15 protein-coding genes and 6 pseudogenes are annotated in these 16,440 nt (G+C 64.1%); 4 read left to right on the top strand and 17 right to left on the bottom strand.

Annotation, left to right across the window (positions count from 1 at the left end; translation table 11 throughout):
• Window positions 1-79 precede the first annotated feature (79 nt).
• The gene (locus Y590_RS05460; protein ID WP_083530767.1) at window positions 80-445 is read left to right on the top strand and encodes a ribbon-helix-helix domain-containing protein; all 366 of its coding nucleotides are present in this window, start codon (window positions 80-82) and stop codon (window positions 443-445) included.
• Between the two features lie 267 nt (window positions 446-712).
• On the opposite strand, the gene tnpB is transcribed toward Y590_RS05460, so the two are convergent.
• The 4 genes and pseudogenes from tnpB to Y590_RS05440 form a co-directional block, all read right to left on the bottom strand.
• On the bottom strand, window positions 713-943 hold the full coding sequence (gene tnpB / locus Y590_RS05455) for an IS66 family insertion sequence element accessory protein TnpB (RefSeq protein WP_083530766.1): 231 nt from the start codon (window positions 941-943) through the stop codon (window positions 713-715).
• Window positions 940-1,314: an IS66-like element accessory protein TnpA gene (tnpA, locus tag Y590_RS05450; protein ID WP_060768967.1), complete on the bottom strand. Its 375-nt coding sequence runs from the start codon at window positions 1,312-1,314 to the stop codon at window positions 940-942. The genes tnpB and tnpA overlap by 4 nt, the downstream gene beginning before the upstream one ends.
• Before the next feature lie 173 nt (window positions 1,315-1,487).
• Window positions 1,488-1,697, bottom strand: a pseudogene (locus Y590_RS27225) (alpha-hydroxy-acid oxidizing protein); the annotation flags it as partial.
• A gap of 136 nt (window positions 1,698-1,833) precedes the next feature.
• Entirely contained in the window at window positions 1,834-3,552 is a 1,719-nt protein-coding gene (locus tag Y590_RS05440; protein WP_201026772.1) for a sigma-54-dependent Fis family transcriptional regulator, read from the bottom strand.
• Here Y590_RS05440 and Y590_RS26965 point away from each other — a divergent pair.
• Window positions 3,532-3,960 (top strand): hypothetical protein, encoded by a 429-nt coding sequence (locus Y590_RS26965; protein ID WP_201026771.1) that lies wholly within the window; start codon window positions 3,532-3,534, stop codon window positions 3,958-3,960. The genes Y590_RS05440 and Y590_RS26965 overlap by 21 nt on opposite strands.
• 63 nt (window positions 3,961-4,023) lie before the next feature.
• Here the strand turns inward: Y590_RS26965 and Y590_RS25495 are convergent.
• The 8 genes and pseudogenes from Y590_RS25495 to Y590_RS05400 form a co-directional block, all read right to left on the bottom strand.
• Window positions 4,024-4,691, bottom strand: a pseudogene (locus tag Y590_RS25495) (IS5 family transposase).
• Between the two features lie 199 nt (window positions 4,692-4,890).
• Complete coding sequence (locus tag Y590_RS05430; RefSeq protein ID WP_060772170.1) at window positions 4,891-6,624, bottom strand: PQQ-dependent dehydrogenase, methanol/ethanol family; 1,734 nt, start codon at window positions 6,622-6,624, stop codon at window positions 4,891-4,893.
• A gap of 50 nt (window positions 6,625-6,674) precedes the next feature.
• The gene (locus tag Y590_RS05425; RefSeq protein WP_158509729.1) at window positions 6,675-7,268 is read right to left on the bottom strand and encodes a QcrA and Rieske domain-containing protein; all 594 of its coding nucleotides are present in this window, start codon (window positions 7,266-7,268) and stop codon (window positions 6,675-6,677) included.
• A gap of 315 nt (window positions 7,269-7,583) precedes the next feature.
• On the bottom strand, window positions 7,584-8,471 hold the full coding sequence (locus Y590_RS05420) for a transporter (RefSeq protein WP_060768963.1): 888 nt from the start codon (window positions 8,469-8,471) through the stop codon (window positions 7,584-7,586).
• A gap of 191 nt (window positions 8,472-8,662) precedes the next feature.
• Window positions 8,663-10,120: an aldehyde dehydrogenase gene (aldA, locus tag Y590_RS05415; protein WP_286161859.1), complete on the bottom strand. Its 1,458-nt coding sequence runs from the start codon at window positions 10,118-10,120 to the stop codon at window positions 8,663-8,665.
• Between the two features lie 789 nt (window positions 10,121-10,909).
• Window positions 10,910-11,149, bottom strand: a pseudogene (locus tag Y590_RS26255) (integrase core domain-containing protein); the annotation flags it as partial.
• Window positions 11,150-11,175: 26 nt separating this feature from the next.
• Window positions 11,176-11,493, bottom strand: a pseudogene (locus Y590_RS05405) (integrase core domain-containing protein); the annotation flags it as partial.
• A gap of 16 nt (window positions 11,494-11,509) precedes the next feature.
• Window positions 11,510-11,869, bottom strand: a pseudogene (locus tag Y590_RS05400) (transposase); the annotation flags it as partial.
• Window positions 11,870-11,951: 82 nt separating this feature from the next.
• Between Y590_RS05400 and Y590_RS05395 the strand changes: the two are divergent.
• A pseudogene (locus Y590_RS05395) lies at window positions 11,952-12,659 on the top strand (transposase); the annotation flags it as partial.
• Between the two features lie 64 nt (window positions 12,660-12,723).
• Here Y590_RS05395 and Y590_RS05390 read toward each other — a convergent pair.
• The 4 genes from Y590_RS05390 to Y590_RS05375 all read right to left on the bottom strand — a co-directional run bounded on the left by Y590_RS05390 (window position 12,724) and on the right by Y590_RS05375 (window position 14,636).
• A complete protein-coding gene (locus Y590_RS05390; RefSeq protein WP_060772089.1) occupies window positions 12,724-13,533 on the bottom strand; it encodes an IS5 family transposase in 810 nt (269 codons plus the stop codon).
• A gap of 174 nt (window positions 13,534-13,707) precedes the next feature.
• Window positions 13,708-13,986 (bottom strand): hypothetical protein, encoded by a 279-nt coding sequence (locus Y590_RS05385; protein WP_060768961.1) that lies wholly within the window; start codon window positions 13,984-13,986, stop codon window positions 13,708-13,710.
• 4 nt (window positions 13,987-13,990) lie between these two features.
• Window positions 13,991-14,377: a type II toxin-antitoxin system VapC family toxin gene (locus Y590_RS05380; RefSeq protein ID WP_060768960.1), complete on the bottom strand. Its 387-nt coding sequence runs from the start codon at window positions 14,375-14,377 to the stop codon at window positions 13,991-13,993.
• 10 nt (window positions 14,378-14,387) lie between these two features.
• Window positions 14,388-14,636, bottom strand: a complete 249-nt coding sequence (locus Y590_RS05375; protein ID WP_060768959.1) for an AbrB/MazE/SpoVT family DNA-binding domain-containing protein — start codon at window positions 14,634-14,636, stop codon at window positions 14,388-14,390.
• A gap of 218 nt (window positions 14,637-14,854) precedes the next feature.
• On the opposite strand from Y590_RS05375, the gene Y590_RS05370 reads away from it, so the two are divergent.
• The gene (locus Y590_RS05370) at window positions 14,855-15,484 is read left to right on the top strand and encodes a recombinase family protein (protein WP_286161858.1); all 630 of its coding nucleotides are present in this window, start codon (window positions 14,855-14,857) and stop codon (window positions 15,482-15,484) included.
• Window positions 15,485-15,879: 395 nt separating this feature from the next.
• On the opposite strand, the gene Y590_RS05365 is transcribed toward Y590_RS05370, so the two are convergent.
• Entirely contained in the window at window positions 15,880-16,227 is a 348-nt protein-coding gene (locus tag Y590_RS05365; protein WP_060768958.1) for a hypothetical protein, read from the bottom strand.
• Window positions 16,228-16,440: the final 213 nt, after the last annotated feature.

The raw sequence follows: 16,440 nt of genomic DNA, 5'->3' as shown, positions 1-16,440 counted from the left end.
GGCGCCCGTCGCCGGAACCGCAATTGATCCGGCGCCCGGACCTCTCCTACTCTGCCTCATCGGATCCGGGACGAACGCGATGTGTGGACTGTTCTCAAATCTGCCCTCGACCCAGTACGACGGAGAAACGCGCTCGGTCCGCCTGGGCGGGCATTCGACCTCGATCCGGCTGGAGACGATGTTCTGGCGCGTGCTGGAGGACCTCGCGGCGTCCCAGGACGTCTCGCTCCCGCGCTTCCTCACGGTCCTGTACGACGAGGTGCTCGATCGCCACGGTGAAGCGCGCAACTTCACCTCCCTGCTGCGGTGCGCCTGCCTCACGCATCTGGAACTGCAGGCGACGGGGGGAACCGTCTCCTGGCAATCGCGCGCCTGTGCCAATTCCCAGGACGCTCCCCGCTTCGGCCTGCGCCACGGTCGCCCACGCGAGGCCAAAATCGCCTAACGCGGCCGGACGCGCATGATCCCTGCGCCCTGTAGCGGGCTCGATGCAAGAAGGAGGGGAGCGGGCGACCCGGATCATGCGTGGTCTCCTCGACGAGGATGTCCAGGCACCGCGCCGCCAGCCGGCCGATCAGCACGATCAGTCTCGCTCTCCGGTCCGAAGGCAGGTCGGACCAGGACGGGGCTCGCGAGGGGATCGTGTCGGCCATTCCGGAGGGCCCTCCAGGCGAGCAGCGCCTGCGCGCTCACGACCGGTCCGGTGATGGAATCAACCTCCTCTGCAGAGGTTCCAAGGATGTGGGGCCCACAGGCCCTGGCCGTCCCGCCAAAGCCCCTTGATCAAGTGCCCCTGCCGCCCGCGGAAGACGAAGGCCTGTCCCGAGAACGGATCCCGCGCGAGGTGATCCTGCACGAGGCTGGCCAGGCCGTCGAAGCCCTTGCGCATGTCGGTGCGGCCGGTCGCCAGCCAGACCCGGGAACCGGAGGGGACCGGGATCATCGTCCCAGGAGCGCCGCGATCACGCCCTGCAGGAGGGCGACCTCAGCGCCCGCCTCGGCGCGCCCCCGATGATCGCCGGCCAGCTCGATCTCGATGCCGCCGGGATGGAGCGGCTCGTCCCGGACGCTGGAGGGGGGAGCCGGCAGCCCAAGCGGGATGAAGCGCGGGCGGGAGCCCGCCATCGGTGCAGGCGCTCCGGCCCGCAGGGCACGGCGCCAGCGGAACAGCAGGCTCGCATGAAGCCCGTGCCGACGTGCCACCTTGGAAGCCGTCGTCGCCGGATCGTCCGCCTCGGCGAGGATCGCGCGCTTCTGCTCGGGCGACCAGGTCCGTCGCGTTCCCGCGACGACGATGTGAGGCGTGCTCGTCATAGGTCCAAACACAGGGCCGATACAGCGCCATCCCGCGCCATCACCTGTATCCAGACCCGAGCCCTATCCGCACAAGGCAGCCGTCACCGAGCGCTTACGGACGATGCCCGTGCAGCCGATTTCCACGGCGCGCTTCGCATCCTCGAGTGACATCACTCCCTTCTGGCAGAAATGCGCTTGTCGCGCTCCACGTTGCCGCTGGTGATGCTGTCGACGGTCAGCAGCATGACCTCGATGCTGTCCATCTTGGCACGGGCCATCATCTCCCGGTTCAGCCCACGGTTCTTGTGACAATAGAAATGGTAGACCTGCGGGCCGCTGCTGATCCAGGGCGCCTCCTCCGGGCTGACCGTGCCGAGCGACGAGAAGCCGAACAATCGTCCCGTATGGCAATCGGCGCCATCGCGCGGCGCGAGGTTTTCGCGCGGCGCGTGAGCGTGCAGCCGGATCGGACGAACGGATTCGGCAAGAGCGGGCACTCCGACTGGCCGAGCCGGCGGTCGGGATGCAGGGATCAGATCAAATGGCGCCTCGCGGTGTCTGTATCCCGAGCCGCTTGATCCGGCGGTAGAGTGTTGCCCGGCTGCAGCCGAGGTCTTTCGCCGTGTCCGGCACGCTCCAGCGATGTCGTTCCAGGACCACCCTCAGGTCCCGGGCCTCGTCCTCGTCACGGGCGTCCGATGGGCCCCTGGGCCGTGCAAGATCCTGCCGCCGGCATCCGGTACTGAGCGGGCCGATCTCCGTGGGAAGGTCGCGCAACGTCATGGTGCGGCCGTCCAGGACCGCCGATGCGTAGCGAAGGACGGCGACCAGTTCGCGGATATTGCCGGGCCAGGCATAGGCCTTGAACAGATCGCGGAGCGGCGCGTCGATCGACACGGCGTCCGGCTCGCAGCCCAGGAGCCCCGCCAGAATGGTCCGGGTCAGGGCTTCGATGTCCTGGCGGTCGCGGAGCGCGGGTAGGGCGAAGGCGGCACCGCAGAGGCGGTAATAGAGATCCTCGCGGAACTCGCCCGCGCGCATCATCGTCCGCAGATCGCGGTGCGAGGCCGCGATGACGTTGAGGGAGACCCGGATCGGATCGTCGGCGCCGAGGGGGAGCACCTCGTTCTCCGCGATGACCCGCAGGAGTCGGCTCTGCAGGAGCAGAGGCATGTCGCCGATCTCGTCGAGGAACAGGGTCCCGCCATCCGCCTTCTGGATCAGTCCCTTGCGCCCCTGGGACCGCGCCCCCGTGAAGGTACCGGGCGCGTAGCCGAACAGCTCGCTCTCGATCAGCGACTCGGGCAGCGATGCGCAGTTGATGGCCACGAACGGACGCGCGGCGCGCTGGCTGGCCTCGTGGAGCGCCCGGGCGAACACCTCCTTGCCCGCCCCCGTTTCGCCCTGGATGAGGATATGGATCGACCGGTCGACGAGGCGTACGGCGCGCCGCACCAAGTCTGAGAGCGTCGCGTCGTTGGCCCCCAGTGCGGCGAGCGGACTCGGCTTGGCCGGCCGGAGCACGGCGATGGATTTCAGGGGTGCCGCCACGCGCGGCATGAGAACCGACACATGGTAGGCGCGCCCGTCCCAATCGCGCAGGACCGGCCTGACCTGCTGCATCGTCGGTTTGAGGATGGCATTGAGGTCGTGGGCACCGAAATCGAGCACTTCGGTGAGCGGCAGGCCGAGCAGGCCGGCATCCTCCACGGCGTTCAGCCGGCGCCGGGCCGCATGGTCCGCCCCGATGACGACGCCATCCGCATCGCAGGCGAGCAGGGGGGCGGGCTGCACGTCGGAGAGCGGCGTCGAGTCGCCGAGCCGGACGATGAAGGCATCCGGGTGACGCCGCACGAAGTAGGCGTTCTCGATCATCTGACCGTGAAGGCGGGTGAGGCGCCGGACAAGATACTGGCTCTCGCGCTGCTCGGGTGAGGACACCGCGGAGACGTCGAGCGCTCCGAGAATCTCGCCGTCCGGACCGCGCAGCGGTGTCGCCGTGCAGCTCAGGCTGATGTTGCCGAGGTAGAAGTGATCGTCGCGGTGACAGGTCACGGTCTGGGCCTCGGCAAGGCAGGTGCCGATGCCGTTCGTCCCCGACAGCGCTTCTCCCCAGTTCGCGCCGACGGTGAGGCCAGCCCCTCGCAGGGACGCATCGAGGTCGCCGTTGCCGATATAGTCGATGGTCACGCCCTGCGCGTCGGCGATCAGCATGATGTAGCCGAGATCGGCGACGTGCCGGTAGAGCTGGCGCATGCCGGATTTCGCGACGTCGAGGAAATCTCCGATCGAGTCCCGACTGTGACGCAGGCGTTGCGCCGTTTCGATGCGGATGCGGGGTCTCAGGGCTGGGTCGAGGCCGTAATGGTTGGCGCAGCGCAGCCACGACTTCTGAATGAGCAGTTCTCCACGCTCGGCCGTCGGCGTCGGAACGCCCTGGCCGATGATCTTCAGAACCCTATCGACATGGGTTTGAGCATAGGCCACCGATACTGCTCCCTGCAATCACTTGCGATCAATAAACCTCCGGGACGCGTACTGGAAGAGATTGTGAAACCGATGAAAATTTTAATTAAAGCGCGCTCGCTGGGAATGCCGACGAAGGAATGGCTTGAACCACGAACCGAGACAGCTTGGATGACGATTGATTCGCACTTGTCGTGACGGGATGGCATCCAAGATTTTTAACGGCGTCTCCATGGAAAAGGGACTAGGGTCAGGACTCGATCAGCACCGGAAGGCGATGACGGCGGCGAGCGCAACAGCCGAGGCGTAGTTGCGGGCCAGCGTGTCGTAGCGGGTGGCGATGCGACGGAAGTCCTTGAGGCGATCGAAGGTCGCCTCGATGCGCCAGCGTTCGCGGTAGCGGCGCTTGTCGGCAGCCAGGCGACGGACCCGACCGGGCGCCTGGGCGAGCACGGCTGGGGGCGGTGGTGACGTCGCTGGCGTTGCCGGGCGTCAGCAGGAGGACGTCGGGGCGGCCGAGGACATCGATGAGGGCGTGGATCTTGGTCGTCTGGCCGCCACGCAACGGGCCGATGCCTTGCGCACGAGCCCCCCTTTGCCGCCATGCGCCGAGCGGTGCGCCTTGACGGAGGTGCTGTCGATGGCGGCCGCCTCGCCCGCCCATCCGCCCTTGGCCGGCGCGGTCAGCATCGCCCGCCAGAAGCCGCGGCGGGACAAGCGGTTGTAGACGGTGGTGCGCGGACCATCCGCTGCCGGGCCGTCGCGCCAGCGGCAGCCCGAGGTGAGAACGTGCAGGATGCCGGAACCGAAGGAGCGCGTAGCGAGATGACCTGCCGATCGTCGTTCCGTTCCGGCCCGGGCTGGTTCTTGGGCATGAATGGTTCCATCACCGCCCACTGCTCGTCCGAGAGCCAGAACAGGTCCGCCATCGCCGCCTTCGTGCTGCAAACGGCGCTTCTGAGTCACAAAACCATAGCTCTTGCAACGCCTTGGTTCGGTTCACACCCTAGCGCATCGCCCCCCCCAAACTGGTGAGACGACGCGCCGACGCATGGACCTACGGACTTCGAACAGCCAGGTCGAGGCGGGGCTGGTCGTTCCTGGAAGATCGGGGCGGCCTATCGCCCATCAGTCTTCCAGGGCGAATACCCACACGGTACCGCCCTGCGGTATATCCTTCTCCCAGCCGCGTTCCGTGTGCATGATGCCCTGAACCAGCGCCGAATCGACACCCCAACCGGAGACGACGGCGATGTATTGCTTGCCGTTGATCGAATAGCTGGTCGGGGGAGCGATGATTCCGGAGCTGGTCTTGAACTGCCAGAGAATCTTGCCCGACTTCGCGTCATAGGCACGGAACATCCGATCGCTCGTCCCACCCGCGAAAATCAGATCGCCAGCCGTCGACAGGATCGAGCCCCAATTCCAGGATTCCGCATAGGTGTCTCTCCAGGCCTCCTCACGTGTCTCCACATTGATGGCCTGGATTCCACCGATATACTTTGCATCTTTGTTGATGTGGAGTTTGATGTCCTTGATATCGACGCCGGCCGACCACTGGCCCGGGATGCGCTTCTGGACCTTGCCGGTGAAGCTCATGCAGTGGTTGTCGTTGAACGGGACGTAGAGGTTTTTGGTCTTCGGGTTGTAGGACTCGTAGGGCCAATCCTTGCCACCCCAAAGGCTCGGGCAATACATTCCGGGTACCCCGGTGCCGGGAACGGTGCCTGCGTTGTATGTCGGGCGGCCGGTCTTCGGATCGACGCTGGCGAAGACGTTGTTGTGAACATAGGGTCGCGCATCGCGGAAGCTGATCTTGCCATCGGGCGTGTTCTCGAGGCGATAGAGATACCCGTTGCGCTGCGCGCTGATCAGCGTCGGGACCTTTTTCCCGTCCTTGTCGAGTTCGATCAGGGTCGGGGCGTTCATGCCCGCCCAGTCCCAGCTGTCGTTCCAGTGATACTGGAAGTGGTTCTTGATTGTTCCGGTATCGGGATCCATCGCGAGGACGGAGGCGAGGTAGAGGTTGTCACCCGGACGCTGGTCGCCGAGCCAGGGCGAGCCGTTGCCTACTCCCCAGTAGAGAACGCCGTTCTTGGCGTCGTAATTGCCCGGCATCCACATGGTGCCGCCGCCGGTCTTCCAAGCGTCCTTCCACGGGCCGTCCTTGGGCCAGGTCTCCGAACCCTTCTCGCCGGGGGCCGGCACGGCAAAGGTCTTCCACACCTCCTTGCCCGTCTCGGCGTCGAAAGCCGCGAGGAAGCCGCGAATACCGAACTCGCCGCCCGAGGGGCCGACGATGATCTTGCCGTTCACCGAGACCGGGGCCGAGGTGATGTAGGCGCCTTCGGTCCAGTCACAGACCGTGACTTCCCAGACCAGCTTGCCGGTTCTGGCATCCAGCGCGGTCAGCTTGCAGTCGAGGCCAGCGACGTAGACTTTGTCGCCCCAAAGAGAGACGCCGCGGTTGGTGTAGTGGAAGGCGCTGAATCCTTCGGGAAACTCTCTCTTGTAGCGCCAGATCGGATCCCCGTTCTTCGCATCGATGGCGAGAACCTGATTGTAGGGGGTCGTCACGAACATGATGCCGTCATTCACGATGGCGGGCGCTTCGTGGCCCGACGTAACGCCGGTTGCCGAACTCCAGACCGGGCGCAGCTTCTTGACGTTGCTCGTCTTGATCTGATCCAGGGCGCTGTAGCTCCAGCCGGCGTAATTGCCCTTGGCCATGAGCCAGTTCTCCGGCTCGGGGTTCGACAGGCGCTTCTGCGTGATCGGCGAATAGCTCTTCAGCTCGCCTGCGGCGCACGGCGCCGCCGCAAGGGTGGCGCCCAGGAGCAGGGCGATCTTGTTCTTGACCATCATGTCTTCCTCCCTCGTCGAATTGGCCGTTCGCTCGACCGAAATCTTGATTATTGCCGTTGTGGGCCGAGTGCCCCGGTGAACGCGCCCGCTACGGTGATGGCGTCGCCCGAGATTTGGAGCGGCAACCGCGCGATCCGCCGCGATGCAGGGCCTTCAAGAACCTTGCCGCTGTCCGAAAGGTCGAATACAGACCCGTGGCAGTTGCATATGACCGATCGCTTGTCGTCCTGCAGAGAAGTAATCGGGCATCCGTTGTGAGTGCACAGAGCAGAATAGGCCACGATTCCACTTTCCGCCGTCGTTCGCATCTCAGGAGAAAGCGTGCCGGGATCGACCCGCGCGACGAGGATCTGGTTGACCCGCGAACCATCCCTGACAAGCCCCGTCTTGGGATCGGCGGGGTAGGCCAGCGTCGGCTCGTCGCCGATCTTGAGATCCGCTGCAGTCAGTGTCCTGCCCTGGCTGTCGCCCGCGAGATGGACGAGAACGTCGCCGATCTGGGGACGCACGGCCTTGTCGTTGGCCAAGGACGGACCGGCGCCCGCTAGGAGCATAGCAGCGGCGCCGATCACGACCGTCCGCCGCTCCAGCATGGATGCGCCGCAGCGGCACTGGGTTTCCTCAGGCGGCGCTGCTGTCATCGACGATACTCCTGTTCTGCGTTCATCATCGCTCGGCGAACCTCGTGTAAGGATGGGACGGGATCTCGACCGGTCATTCATCGCCTTCGATTTGCCGTTGCGGGCGCGCAGGGCGCATGCGTCGAGCAGCCAAAGACGCGATGGCGAGCCCGGTCGTCTCGCGCCGAGCAGGCCCTCCATCAATCGAGATGAAATCCAGACGCGCTAGATCGGCGAAATTCATCGTTTGATCAAGACAATAACAACAGTAAAATCAATAAATCTTTATGAGACCGTAGGATTTGATTAATTTTTCAGTATCTCGGGCGGCTTACATCATGGGATATAGAGATACCTGAGGTAGAAAGCATTGGTAGGGCGGGCATTTTCCGCATAGACGCTGCGGGAATAGCGCACCGTGAGGTTCTGTTTCGGGTTGAAAAAGAACATGAGACCCGCGCCGAGAGCGAGATCCTGGTTCTGGCTGTTCGGAATCACCACCTTGCTCAAAGCGAGGCGGCTGGCCGTATTGTACTGGTAGTCGAGGGCGAGGAACGGTTCCACCGGCAGAGTGGGCATGTTGAGCTTGTATCCGAGCCGAAGGTTGGTGTGGAACGTGGTGCCTGGGCTGACTGCCGCAGCACCGGGTGTGTTCTGCTCGCTGCGGAAGACGCCGCCGACATCGCCCGTGAAGCTGAAATCCTTGCCCTGAACGTCGAACAAGATGCTGGTGTAATTCGCGAAGTAGTGATTGCTGAAGTAGTCGCCGCCGATCGGCGCCTGAAGAAACGTCTGAATACCCAATGTGCTGTTCGGAGTCGGCTTGATCCAGGTCGCCACGCCCCAGAGCGTGTCGCCGAAGCCGAAACGCTCCTTGGCGTCGCGGGTCCCGAGATAGATTTCGGGGAGGATCGCCTCAAGCGCGATACCGACATCGGGTAGCGCGTCGATCGTCGTGAAATAGACGAACTTGCTCAGGCCCGCCGCGAGGTTCTGACGCGATGCGCTGGTCAGATTGCCCTGCGCATCGAAGAACTGCGACGTGGCGTTGAACTGCCCGTACTGGACGAAAAGAGAGAAGTCCTTGTAATTGATGGGCAGGTCATACTCGTGTCCATCAATGACCGCGAAGGTGATGTCGGCTGCCGCAGCCGCGTCGGGCTGGGATGCTGCGCCATAGAGCCCCAATGCCGCTGCGAGAACGTATTTGACGCCGATTTTCATGATCTCCCCCTAAAGCTAATGGTATTGTAATCGTTGTTTTTGATTTTTTGCGCGAAGCCCACGGAATTTAATAGGTCTATGCCGGCAAGGCGAAAGCTGCTTGATTTAGTGCCTCTCACAAAACTCCCGCTCCCCTGTCATTGCCGAAGCGAGAACGGTCAGAGGCCGGGAGTTTTGTGAGGCAATCTTATTCAGGATTGGATGTAGACGACGTGCGTCTCTGTGAACTCGTAGAGGCCGTGCTTGCCGTCCGCCCCACCGATGCCCGATTTGCGCCGCCCGGCATGGAAGCCCTGCATGGCCTCGAAGTTCTCGCGGTTGACGTAGGTCTCGCCGAACCGAAGCTCGCGGCTGGCCTGCATCGCCGCATTGATGCTCGATGTGTAGATCGACGAGGTCAGGCCATATTCACTGTCGTTGGCGAGGCGGATCGCTTCATCGAGGCTGTCGACAGCCTGGATCGGTAGGACCGGGCCGAAGATTTCCTTGCGCATGATCTCCATGTCGGCCGTCGCGCCGGTCAGAATGGTCGGCACGTAATGGAAGCCCGCTCCCAGATCGGCGACCGCGCCGCCCGTGACGACGGTGACCCCGTCGGCCTTGGCCCGCTCGACCATCGCCGCGACCTTGTCGAGCCCGGCCTTGTTGACGAGGGGGCCCATGGCGAGGGTCTCGTCCTCGCTCGGGTTGCCGTAGCGGGTTGCCTCGAAGAGAGCCTTGAGCCGCGAGACGAACGCGTCGTGGACGCTGCGCTCGACATAGACCCGCTCGGCGCAGTTGCAGACCTGTCCGGTGTTGATCACGCGGCTGGCGTGGATGGCCCTGGCGGCGAGGTCGAGATCGGCATCGGCCAGGACGATGGCCGGGGCCTTGCCGCCGAGTTCGAGATTGACCCGCGTCAGGTTCTCGGCAGCCGCCTTCATGATTTGGATGCCGGTGCCGACACTACCCGTGAAGGTGATGAGATCGACCTCGGGATGGGCGGTGAGCGCCTGACCGACCGTGGCGCCGCGGCCGCCGATGAGGTTGAACACGCCCGGTGGGAGATCGGTCTGCGCAACGAGTTCGGCGAACACGAACGCATTGATCGGCGTCTCTTCGCTCGGCTTGATGACGATGGTGTTTCCGGTCACCAGGGCGGGCGCGAGCTTGCGGGCGATGAGGAAGAACGGGAAGTTCCAGGGCAGAATGCCGCCGACCACCCCGAGCGGCTTGCGCAGCAGGAAGATCGTCTCCTTCGGCCGGTCGCTGGAGAGCACTTCGCCCTCGAGGCGGCGCGCCCATTCGGCCATGTAATCGATGTAATCGGCGGTGAAATCGACCTCCACTTGAGCCAGGCTGCGGATCTTGCCCTGCTCGCGGACGAGCAGATCGGCCAGTTCCACGCGGCGTTCGCGCACCTTGGCCGAGATCGCACGGAGGTGCTTTGCCCGCTCGATCGGCGGCAGGGCCTCCCAGGCCGGTTGGGCGCGGCGTGCGGCGCGCACGGCCCGGTCCACATCCTCGGCCGTCGCCTCGGGGGTCGATGCGATGAGGCTGCCATCGGCCGGATTGTAGACGTCCACCGTGCTCTCGGTCGGGTCCTCGAACCGGCCATCGATGAAATGACAATAAATCTTCGGATCGATCGTCTCCGGTCCGAGCGACAATGTCTGGCTTTTTTGTATTTTCAATTTGATCCCCCCTTTGTATTTTCTATTTTAATTCGATTACGGCGATACCGATGGTTGAGCGTCGCCGTTCGCCTCCCGTTTTTTGTGGAGATACTACATGGTATTTCTGCTTATATTGTCCTGTTTTTTTACAATTCGATCAATGCTTGAATTCGTGGAGATATAGACAGGTCCTTCTCCGGATCGGCATCCGCAACCGGCGTGCCAAATTTCGTCGGCACCGGCGAATTCGGCTCAACCGCTCGTTATCCGTTGCAATCATTCGGATTTTTTATTTCCCGCCCGGCATGGTCGGCGCGCGGCAGTCGTTTCGAGAGCCGACAATGCGACGCCCGTCGCAAGACGGGGTGCGACAGGTGTCGCGCGGCAGGCGGAAGCGGCGCCGGAATCCGGCCGACCTTGCCTTCGGACGATGAAGAGGAGCCGGTTCCGCGAAGAGCAGCTCTGTGGCATCCTGACGGAGTAGGTGTGCAGTCCTACGGTGTGGTGGCATGGGTTTAGCTGAGGCCGCCGCACACCGGGAGGCATTATGGGACAGGTTCTTTACGGCTGCGCCACGACCACGCACGCGGTCAGAGCAGCGCTACAGCGCTCGAAAGCTCCGCTCATACGACCTCCGTGTGATTCCTTCGGAATGGCGGAGTTCGGCTTCGCTCAAGCGCCGCGCGGGCTTGCCGAGCCAGCGACTGCTTCGATCAAGCGGACGCCGTATCAAAGGTCTTGCCGCGAAGTGATCGGCCCCCATACGGCGGTCCCAGTTCAAAGTTAGTGCCGGGTCGGCCTCTGCACCACGGGTAGCTTGGCCGGCGGAGCCGGTCGGGTGAGGGCAGCCGGCCAAGCGGATGAGGCCGGTACGAACACCTCCGGGGCCGGTGGTCGGTAGTCCAGCGAAGCATGCGGGCGCACGCCATTGTCGTGTCTCCGCCAACGCTCGATCACGATCTGCGCCTCCTTGAGCGTGTAGAAGATCTCACCGTTCAACAACTCGTCTCGTAGTCGCGCGTTTGGGATTGCCCCGTTTCTGTGGACGGTTAGGGGGCTTGGCTGAACAGGGGCTCGGGTAGCGGGTCCGGCTGGGTTTCCTGCTCGTAGATGACGGGCGAGCGGTATCCGAGCGCCGAGTGCCGGCGCAGCGGATTGTAGAAGCCCTCGATGTAGCTGAAGCAGGCCATCCGTGCCTCGGCCTGTGAGCGGAAGCGACGGCGGGCGAGCCGTTCGCATTCGAGGGTTGAGAAGAAGCTTTCAGCCATGGCGTTGTCGTAGGCATCGCCGACCGGGCCCATTGAGGGTCGCACGCCCGCCTCCTGACAGCGGCTGCAGAAGGCTAGCGACGTGTATTGTGCCCCCTGGACGCCCTTCTGTGTGTCAAGCCGCGATGCGGGTCTGATTGATCGCCTTCTGCCGGCGGGTGATGAGCGTGAACACCTCACGGGCGATGTAGCGCTTCAGGCAGCGGATCGCCTCCAGCTTGGAGTGGCCCTCTGCAATCCGGCGGGCCATGTACGCCTTGGTCCGCGCGTCAGTCCGCAGTCGCCCGATGGCCATGATGTGCAGCGTGCTGTTGGCTGCGCGATCACCGCCTCGGTTGAGGCGATGGCGCACCGTCTTCCCCGACGAGGCCGGCACGGGGCTCACGCCACACAACGCCGCAAAGCCTGCCTCCGAGCGCAGGCGCCCAGGATTGTCGCTGGCCGTCAGGAGCAGCTGCGCGGCGCCCTTGCTGCCTGAAGTCGACCCGTAGCGCTTGGCCGAACGGAGTCTCGCCAGCACCGAAAGTGCGGATGAGCCCTTATTCCACGCCTAAACACAGACGGCGACTGCCGAGGCGATCCTGACGCTGTCACGACAGGGCGTTCCGATCCGGCAGATCGTCCGTACGACCGGCCACAGCCGCAAGCTCGTGCGCACCGTGCTGCGCGGCTTGACCGGCGACGTGTTCCGGGCGCGCCAGAGCAGCCTGGAGGCCTATCTACCCCGGCTCGATGCCGAGTGGACGGCCGGCTGGCGCAACGGTGCCGAACTGTGGCGACGCCTGCGCGCAAGCGGATTCACCGGCAGCCTGCGCGTCGTCGGAGAGTGCGCGACCCGCCGCCGACGCCATGAGCAGTCTCCCGAGCGTGCGCCCGGCAAGGTCCCGTCTGCGCGCCTCCTCGCGCGGCTGATGACGAGCGGTCGGGACAACTTGAGTAAGGCCGAAGCCGTGACGGTGGCGACGATCGAGGCAGCGGTCCCGGCGCTCGACGAGGCCCGTTCGCTCCTGTCTGGCTTCCAGGCCATGATCCGCGAGCGGAGACATCCGGACCTCGACACTTGGACCGATACGGCTGCCTGCGGTCTCCTCGCATCCTTCGCGAACGGCCTGGCAAGGGACAAGGCGGCTGTTACCGCGGCGCGATCCGAGCCGTGGTCGAACGGCCAGACCGAGGGGCAGATCACCCGCCTCAAACTCGTGAAGCGGCAAATGTACGGCCGGGCCAAGCTCGATCTGCTCGAAGCGCGGCTGATCGGCGCCGGGGGAGGCAACCGCATCGAAAGTCAGCCAGACCCGAACCATGACCCTTGCAAAATTCTAGAGCCTGTTATGCACTTGTCATAAGCTTTTCAGCTTGTCGGAGCATGAGGCAGACGAAGGCGACCATGTGCAGGCCAGCCAACGTGCTGGCGTAGCGCTCGTAATCTTTGACCAGCCGCCGACAGCGGGTGGCCCAGGCAAACGAGCGCTCCACCACCCATCGGCGCGGCAGCAGGACAAAGCCGCGCTTGGCCTCAGGCGCCTTCACCACTTCCAAGTCGATGCCGTGCGCGCTCGCGGCGGCGGCGGGCTTAGGCCCGGAATAGCCCTGGTCGACAAAGGCCAACTCGACGCTGTCGCCCGTCTCCGCCTGCACCTCGGCGGCCAGCCGGCCGACCTCGGCCCGGTCGTCGACATCGGCGGGCGTCACGTGCAGCGCCACGACATGGCCCGGCGTGTCAACGGCCAGATGCAGCTTCGCACCCCGCTTGCGCTTGGCCCCGTCATAGCCGGCCCGCTCGCCGCTCTCGGGCGAGGAGCGCAGCGTCCGGCTATCGAGGATCACCGCCGAGGGCTCCGGCTCCCGCTCCGCCGCCATCCGCAGCACCGCCCGCAGGTCGCCGGCCACGTCCGCGAAACTGTCGGCCGACAGCCAACGCTGCGTCTGCTGATACACGGCCGCCCAAGGCGGCAGATCGTGCGGCATGAACCGCCAGGGCGCCCCCGTCTTCACGATGTAGCGCAGCCCGTTAAACACCTCGCGCAACTCGTGGTCGCGCTGAGCCGAGTCCTCCCGCAGCAGCGCGAGGTAGGGCGCTACCAGTGCCCATTCTTCATCAGACACGTCGGACGGATAGGAGCGGCGATCAGAAGGCATGATCCACAACGCCAATCCTGCCTATCAGTTCATAACACGCTCTATCTACCTAATTGCTATAACATGAAAATACGCATTTTGGTTGGGGTCAAGACTGGCGCCGATCGTGAAACCATCTATCAGCGCGGTTCAGACGATGCTGCAATGACTTAAGTGGGCTCGTGGGAGGGGGCATCAGCCGATGCCGATCCACACCCAGGTGGCGCCGGTGCTCTGGCTGATCATGCCGGACTCGGCCAGCTTGGCCCGCAGCAGCCGAGATCCCGGCCCGTCGAGCCATCTGTGGCCAACGGGGCCATACTCGATCCAGCGCCACTGCCGAGCCGGCGGCCCGTCAGGTCGCTGGTGGGAGGCCTCGCGGGCCTGATCCTCATCGTAGGGCGCGAGCAGATAGGCCTGCTGCCGCTCGTTCAGCCCGGTCGCGATCGCTGCGAGGGCCGCGGCGCCCGCCATCGCCTCAACGTACCAGCTCGACCGTGATGCCGACGGCATCGTCCAGTTGTGCCCACGCCTGATCCGCCGTCAGGGCGACGAGGCCGCGCGTCTTTGCCAGGGCCAGGCAGGCGCGGTCCCCGAAGGACAGGCCGGCCTGGCGCGTGGCCACCCGGAGTGCGCCAGCCTCGACCGCCTGAGTGCGATCGAATTCGACCACTGCGAGGTGCAGGTGGTCCAACGCTCGGCTAAGGGTCGCGACGGCCCCTCCACGCTCCACGAGCTTGGCGATGACCTCCGAGAGGTTCACGGCGGACATGGCCGACTCGGACAGCGCAGCCCGAACGCGGTCCTGTCCCTCTTCCTGGTTCAATAGGCAGAGCAGGGCTGACGCGTCCAACGCGTACTTCATGGCCACGGGGTCACTCCTTGGCCGCTTCGGCGCGCCTGTCAGCTAGGAACTCGTCGACCACGCTGACCCCTTCGGGCACCAAGCCCCGAACAATCTTCTGGATTTCGTCGATAGCAGCATTGCGAGATCGTACCCGAAGCTCGCCATCCACCATCTCCATCACCACTGTATCACCGACCTGAACGCCGAGTTCGCGGCGGAAGCTTGCAGGAATGACGAGTTTGCCCCCGTCAACGATTTTCGTAGATCGCGATTCCATGGCAATTATCGCTCCATATGCATGAAGCGATTAGCTATACCCAAACTGGTTCGGTTGCCAGAGATGGATTTCCATCCGGTGGATGGGCGCCGCAAAAAGGTACACCGTTACGCCGCGACCTCATGGCACAGCTTCCGTATGAGGCAAAACGGTCAGTTTCGAATTATGCTACATGATAGATGTGCAGGCCACCCTTTTGGCACGTTCGAAGGCCCAAAATGCCCCGTTTCGGCTACGCCCGCGTCTCCTCGACCGATCAGGACCTCACCATCCAGCTCGAGAAGCTCAAGGCCGCCGGCTGCACCGTGATCCGCTCGGAAAAGATGTCGGGCAAATCCGCCGACGACCGGCCTGAGCTCGCCACCGTGATGCAGTTCCTGCGCGAAGGCGACGAGCTGGTGGTGGTCCGCCTCGACCGGCTCGGCCGCTCGACCCGCGACGTGCTGAACCTCGTGCACGAACTCGACCAGAAGGGCGCTTGCCTGCGCATCCTCGATCCGGAGCTGACCACCGGCGGCGACGTCGGACGGATCGTCGTCACTGTGCTTGGGATGGTGGCCGAGATGGAGCGCAAGTTCATCCTGGAGCGCCAGCGCGCCGGGATCGAAGCCGCCAAGGCGGCTGGCGTCTACGCCGGCAAGGGCCGGCCGAAATCCGTGCCCGAGGAGGAGATCCGTCGGCGCCATGCGGCAAGGGAGGGGCCGACCGCCATCGCTCGCGCGCTGGGGATCTCACGCAGAAGCGTTTATCGCGTACTCGATGAGAAAAACCCCGCGCGACCGCGGGATCTCACACAGCAAACCATGTTACCAACATCGAAGGCGGCGGATAAAACCGATGTCAGCTAAATCTAAAATATACCATTCAATTGACTTTCTATAATATGCGGTCCTGGCGCCTGACTGTCCGCTTCGAGATATGGATCGTAATCATAGACGGAATGCTCATGATGATTTGGATCGCTCCATCGATCATGGGCACGGCAATCCAGGGTTATGCTAATAGACGAAGAGTGGGCGCGTTCCTGCGGAACCGTGCCCTACTCGCTTCGCTCCCCGAACCCCTTCGGGTTTCGGCCCTGCGGGTGACGACCACATCGCGCGGGCTCGCGTGGAGGATCAGGGCGATCCGCGACCGTGCAGCAGCTTCACTCTGACTGCCTGGGACCCGGATGCGAGGTGCTCCCTTTGAAGAGCGCCTCAGTGTCCACACGCGCCTGCTCGGCGGAGGAGCGCTGTGGGGCCTACGGGACAGGAGAAAGCTCGCCTAGCAATGTCTCGATCATCTGGCGGATCTCAACGTGATCGGGGGAGAGCGGCCGGGCCGGCTCCTCGGTCATATCGCGCATCAGACACACCTCGATGTTCTCGGGGAGGCTCGGAAGATGCTGGCGTGCGAGCGTGAGGAGGCCTGGAGTGAGGTGTTTTGCGTACTCCGTTCCGAACCAGATCTGTGGTGAGGCGCGCTCCTCCTCATCCATTTCGGCGGTGTGCAGCGCCGCGTTCCGGATCTGGAGGTAGAAAGTGGAGAGCGGGGCATCCCAGCCGATCGCGAGACTGACGCCCGGTTCATCGAACTCGTATCGACTCATCGACGGCCTTTCAGCTCACACGCCCGATACCTGCCGCAGGGATCCGCTCGCGACCGGCAGCGTGCACACCCAGAAGACAGTCATTGGGGTCAATGAGATCTGCAACGCGAGCGCATTTCTCAAAGATTGATCGCTTGACCACTGCTGATGATGCAGGCTCCTCAAGCTTCGATCCGCAGCCGGGTCGCGGAAAGTCCGTATGCCGGCGATCCT

It is taken from the genome of Methylobacterium sp. AMS5, assembly GCF_001542815.1.
In the GTDB taxonomy this organism is placed as follows: domain Bacteria; phylum Pseudomonadota; class Alphaproteobacteria; order Rhizobiales; family Beijerinckiaceae; genus Methylobacterium.
The sequence above is the reverse complement of the archived record's forward strand: the minus strand, read 5'-3'. Positions and strand labels throughout refer to the sequence as shown.

Excerpts from the sequence above, each read along its gene's own strand:
- Y590_RS05460 (WP_083530767.1), top strand. The coding sequence starts at position 80 with ATGTGTGGACTGTTCTCAAATCTGCCCTCGACCCAGTACGACGGAGAA.
- tnpB (WP_083530766.1), bottom strand. The coding sequence starts at position 943 with ATGATCCCGGTCCCCTCCGGTTCCCGGGTCTGGCTGGCGACCGGCCGC.
- tnpA (WP_060768967.1), bottom strand. The coding sequence starts at position 1,314 with ATGACGAGCACGCCTCACATCGTCGTCGCGGGAACGCGACGGACCTGG.
- Y590_RS05440 (WP_201026772.1), bottom strand. The coding sequence starts at position 3,552 with ATGCGCCAGCTCTACCGGCACGTCGCCGATCTCGGCTACATCATGCTG.
- Y590_RS05430 (WP_060772170.1), bottom strand. The coding sequence starts at position 6,624 with ATGGTCAAGAACAAGATCGCCCTGCTCCTGGGCGCCACCCTTGCGGCG.
- Y590_RS05425 (WP_158509729.1), bottom strand. The coding sequence starts at position 7,268 with ATGACAGCAGCGCCGCCTGAGGAAACCCAGTGCCGCTGCGGCGCATCC.
- Y590_RS05420 (WP_060768963.1), bottom strand. The coding sequence starts at position 8,471 with ATGAAAATCGGCGTCAAATACGTTCTCGCAGCGGCATTGGGGCTCTAT.
- Y590_RS05390 (WP_060772089.1), bottom strand. The coding sequence starts at position 13,533 with ATGCCTTCTGATCGCCGCTCCTATCCGTCCGACGTGTCTGATGAAGAA.
- Y590_RS05385 (WP_060768961.1), bottom strand. The coding sequence starts at position 13,986 with ATGGCGGGCGCCGCGGCCCTCGCAGCGATCGCGACCGGGCTGAACGAG.
- Y590_RS05380 (WP_060768960.1), bottom strand. The coding sequence starts at position 14,377 with ATGAAGTACGCGTTGGACGCGTCAGCCCTGCTCTGCCTATTGAACCAG.
- Y590_RS05375 (WP_060768959.1), bottom strand. The coding sequence starts at position 14,636 with ATGGAATCGCGATCTACGAAAATCGTTGACGGGGGCAAACTCGTCATT.
- Y590_RS05370 (WP_286161858.1), top strand. The coding sequence starts at position 14,855 with ATGCCCCGTTTCGGCTACGCCCGCGTCTCCTCGACCGATCAGGACCTC.
- Y590_RS05365 (WP_060768958.1), bottom strand. The coding sequence starts at position 16,227 with ATGAGTCGATACGAGTTCGATGAACCGGGCGTCAGTCTCGCGATCGGC.